This window comes from Streptomyces sp. NPDC001941 (assembly GCF_040296945.1).
Lineage (GTDB): Bacteria > Actinomycetota > Actinomycetes > Streptomycetales > Streptomycetaceae > Streptomyces.
The window spans coordinates 1-3,915 of record NZ_JBEOYE010000216.1; the positions used below are offsets into that span (position 1 = coordinate 1).

At 75.8% G+C, this 3,915-nt stretch carries 5 protein-coding genes; all 5 read left to right on the forward strand.

The window, feature by feature from the left end:
* On the forward strand, positions 1-1,083 hold a 1,083-nt coding region (locus ABT160_RS46530; RefSeq protein ID WP_351656367.1), incomplete at its 5' end, for an Ldh family oxidoreductase.
* Positions 1,080-2,015: a Gfo/Idh/MocA family protein gene (locus tag ABT160_RS46535; protein WP_351656370.1), complete on the forward strand. Its 936-nt coding sequence runs from the start codon at positions 1,080-1,082 to the stop codon at positions 2,013-2,015. The genes ABT160_RS46530 and ABT160_RS46535, both read left to right, overlap by 4 nt.
* Positions 2,012-2,782: a hypothetical protein gene (locus ABT160_RS46540; protein WP_351656373.1), complete on the forward strand. Its 771-nt coding sequence runs from the start codon at positions 2,012-2,014 to the stop codon at positions 2,780-2,782. The genes ABT160_RS46535 and ABT160_RS46540 overlap by 4 nt, the downstream gene beginning before the upstream one ends.
* Positions 2,779-3,666, forward strand: coding sequence for a sugar phosphate isomerase/epimerase family protein (locus ABT160_RS46545; RefSeq protein ID WP_351656376.1), 888 nt, complete (start codon positions 2,779-2,781; stop codon positions 3,664-3,666). Before ABT160_RS46540 ends, ABT160_RS46545 begins: the two co-directional genes overlap by 4 nt.
* The coding region (locus ABT160_RS46550; RefSeq protein ID WP_351656379.1) for a hypothetical protein at positions 3,663-3,915 on the forward strand (253 nt) is incomplete at its 3' end. The genes ABT160_RS46545 and ABT160_RS46550, both read left to right, overlap by 4 nt.

The following is a 3,915-nucleotide window of genomic DNA, read 5'->3' on the forward strand; positions in this document are numbered from 1 at the left end:
CCGGCACCGCTCGCCGCCCCGGCCCCGCCACCGGCGCAGGCCCGGTTCTCCACCACCGCCCTCACCGCCGCGGCGACCGGCTCCCTCACCGACGCCGGGGTGGACGCCGAGCGCGCCGCCCTGGTGGCCCGGGTGCTCGTCGACGCCGACGTGCGGGGCCACTTCTCGCACGGCGTCGGCCTGCTCCCCATGTACCTCGACCGCCTCGCCCGCGGCGGCATCGACCCCGCCGCCGAGCCCGAGTGGCTCACCGAAGGCGACCCGGTGGCCGTGCTCGACGCCCGCGGCGGCTTCGGACAGGTCGCCGCCGAGCGCGCCGCCGAGCACTGCGCCCGCAGGGCCGCCGCCACCGGACTCGCGGCCGTCGCCGTGCGCGGCAACAACCACATCGGGATGCTCGCCGCCTACCGCGACCACTTCGTGCGCCACGGAGTCGTCGGCCTCGTCCTCAACATCTCGGGCCCCAGCGTCGCCGCCCCCGGAGCCGGGCGGCCCACCCTGGGCAACGACGCCGTGTGCATGGTCGTCCCGCGCGGAGGACAGCGGCCCCTCGTCGTCGACTTCGCCACCGGCACCGTCGCCAGCGGCAAGATCCGGCACGCCGCCCACCGCGGCGAACCCGTGCCGGAGACCTGGCTCGTGGACCGCGCCGGACGGCCGACCACGGACCCGGAGGAGCTGGACCGCGGGGGAGCGGTACCGGTCTTCGGCGGCCACAAGGGACTCGGCGTCGCCGTGATCACCGAGGTCCTGGCGGGCATCCTCGCCGGCGGGACCGTCAGCCCGCTGGTGCACAAGCAGCGCGCAGAACCCGAGCGCCCCATGGACTGCTCGCAGCTCTTCCTCGGCCTGTCCCCGGCCGCCTTCGGCGACCCGCCCGTGGACGAACTGCTCACCGTGCTGACCGGGGCCGTCGCCGCCGGCTATCCCGAGGGCGCGCCGCGCGTCCACCTGCCGGAGCAGCAGGAGGAGCTGGCCGAGGCGGCCGCCCGGGACGCCGGGATACCCGTACCGCTGTCCGTCGCCGAACGACTCGGCTGGACCGCGGACCGCACCCCCGCCACCTCGGGAGGCACTCGATGAGCGTCGGCGTCGGCCTCGTCGGCTTCGGCTCCGCCGGACGGCAGCACGCGGCGGCACTGGACGGACTGGACGCCGCCCACGTCGCGGCGGTGCTCGAACAGGACCCGGCCGTCGACGCCGGGACGCTGCCCAGGGCCGCCTCCTGGCAGGCGCTGCTCGCCGACCCGCGCGTCGAGCTCGTCGCGATGTGCCTGCCTCCGGGCAACCGCGCCGCACTCGCCGTACAGGCCCTGGAACACGGCAAGGCCGTCCTCCTGGAGAAGCCCCCGGCCGTGTCCGTGGCCGAGATCGACCTGATCACCGCCGCCGCGCGCCGCGCGGGCCGGCCCGTCGGGGTCATGCTCCAGCACCGCATGCGGCTGCCCGACGCGGTGCACGACGCGAACTGGGCCGACCCCGCGGTCACCGCCGTCCTCGAAGTGTCCCGCTACCGCCCGCCCGCCCACTACCGCAGGGCGGACTGGCGCAGCGACTCCACCGCCGCCTTCGGCGGCATCGCCGCCCACCTCGGCGTGCACTACCTCGACCTCGCCTGCCAGCTCCTCGGCGAGCCGCGCTCCGTCCACCTGGCGCCCAGCAGGCAACTGGCCCCCGGCATCGACTCCAGGGTCACCGGACACGTCGAGTTCACCGGCGGCGCGACCCTCGCCTTCACCGTCACCGCCGAGTCCGCCTTCCGCACCGAACGCCTGCAGGTACTCGGACCGGACGGCAGCCTCTGCGTCGCCGACGGCATGGTCACCACCCACCTGGGCGAGACCGGCCAGACCCTGCCGACCGTGCCCACCCCCCAGCTGCGGCGCATGGTGTACGAGGACATGGCCCGCGCCGTCGTCACCGGACTGCCCCCGCGCCGCTGCCACCTGGACGGGGCACGGGCCGTCACCGCCGTCCTGGCCTCCGTGGCCGAGGACCTGGCGGTGGCCTCGTGAACGCCCCCGCCACCCGGGTGGGCCTCTCCTCGGGCTGCGCCCCCGCCCTGACCGCCGGCGCCCTGGCCGCCCTCACCCGGGACCTCGGCGGCAGCACCGTCGACGTCCGCGCGGGCAAGGGCCACGCCTGGGAGACCTCCGGCGGCCTGGCCGCACTGCGCGAGGCGGGCGTCGACGTCTGCTTCGTCGGCACCGGCATCGTCCTCGGCGACCCCGCCCACCCGGCCTCCGCCTGCGCCGCGCAGCCGTGGCTCGAACCAGGCCTGCCCGTCAAGGTGTTCGCGGCCGAGGGCTGCACCGCCCCCGGCAGCGCCGCCCTCACCGCAGCCCAGATCGCCGCCCTGAGCGACCGCACCGGCCACGCCGGACTCGTCCTGGTCGAAACGCACCACGGCTACGCCCCCGTCGAGGAACTCGCCGCGCTCTGCGCGGACTTCGGCACCTCGGTCCTCCTCGACACCATGGGCCTGGCCCGCATCACCGACGACCCGCAGGGCGCCGCCGCCCGGCTCGCCCCCTGGACCACCCACGCCCAGGTCAAGGGCTTCGACTGGGACGCCCCCGCCACCTCACGGCACCGGCCCCTCGCCGACTGCGCCGACCGCACCCGCGCCGTACTCACCGCCGCAGGCACCCTGCGCGCCGTCACCGCCGAGACCAAGGCGCCCTCCCTGCCGCAGGACACCGCACTCCTGCGCGGCTGGTACGCCCCCGGTGCCGCACCCGCACCCGCCCCGTCCGCCCTCATCGAGGAGACCCTCCTTTGAGACTCGCCATCATCAACGACGAGTTGTCCCAGGACATCGACGAGGCCGCCGCCGAAGCCGTCCGCCAGGGCTTCGGCGGACTGGAGATCCGCTCCAGCGGCGGAGTACCGCCCCACCTGATGGACGACGCCCAGCTCACCGCCGTACGCGACGCCGTCACCGGACGCGGCCTGCGCGTCGCCGGATTCGACCCACCCGCCCTCAAGTGCGCCCTGCCGCGCACCGACGCCGAGACCGCGCGCGTGCGCGACCTCGTCGTCGACTCCGTCCGCCGGGCCGAACTCCTCGGCGCCCCCTTCGTCCGGGTGTTCACCTTCTACCGCGAGGGCGACCCCGACCCGCGCACCGCCGCCCGGGCCGCCCGCGAAGTCCTGGACGGCGTCCCCGCCGACCGCGTACCCCTCCTCGTCGAGACCGGCATGCGCACCAACAGCCCCACCATGCGCCACACCCTGGAATTCCTCGACGCACTCGGCGACGACCGGCTCGGCATCCTCTGGGACCCGGGGAACAGCGTCTTCAGCGGCTGGGACCCCGCGCCCTTCCCCGCCGACTACGAGACCGGCCGCGAACGCATCCGGCACGTCCACGTGAAGGACCCCGTCGGGACAGCCGCGTACGTCCGGCTCGGCGACGGCGACCTGCCCTGGCCCGCCATCCTCGGCCGCCTCGCCGAGGACGGCTACGACGGCTGGGTGTCCCTGGAGACCCACTGGCGCGTCGGCCGCGTACTCACCCAGGCCCAGCGCGACGAGCCGTGGGGCGAGGAGTTCACCGCGGGCGGCTTCGAGGCCAGCACCACCTGCATGCGACGCCTGCGCGCCATGGCCGACGCCGTCGCGGCACCCCCCACCCCCGCCACCACAGAGGAGACGGCCGCATGACCACGTCCCCCGTCATCCTGCTCGGCGCCCAGCGCTGCGGCACCACCGCATTCGCCTACGCCATGAACCTGGCCTTCCACGACAGCGGCGGCCACTTCACCGTCAACGGCAAGCTGCCCTACCTGCTGCACCGCTGGCTCACCGCCCAGGACCTGGCCGACCGCCACCTGCGCGCGGACGAGATCCTGCACGCCCTGGACCGCCGCCCGCCGGACGGCGCCGGAGTCGAGCGCTGGCGGGCCCGCGTCG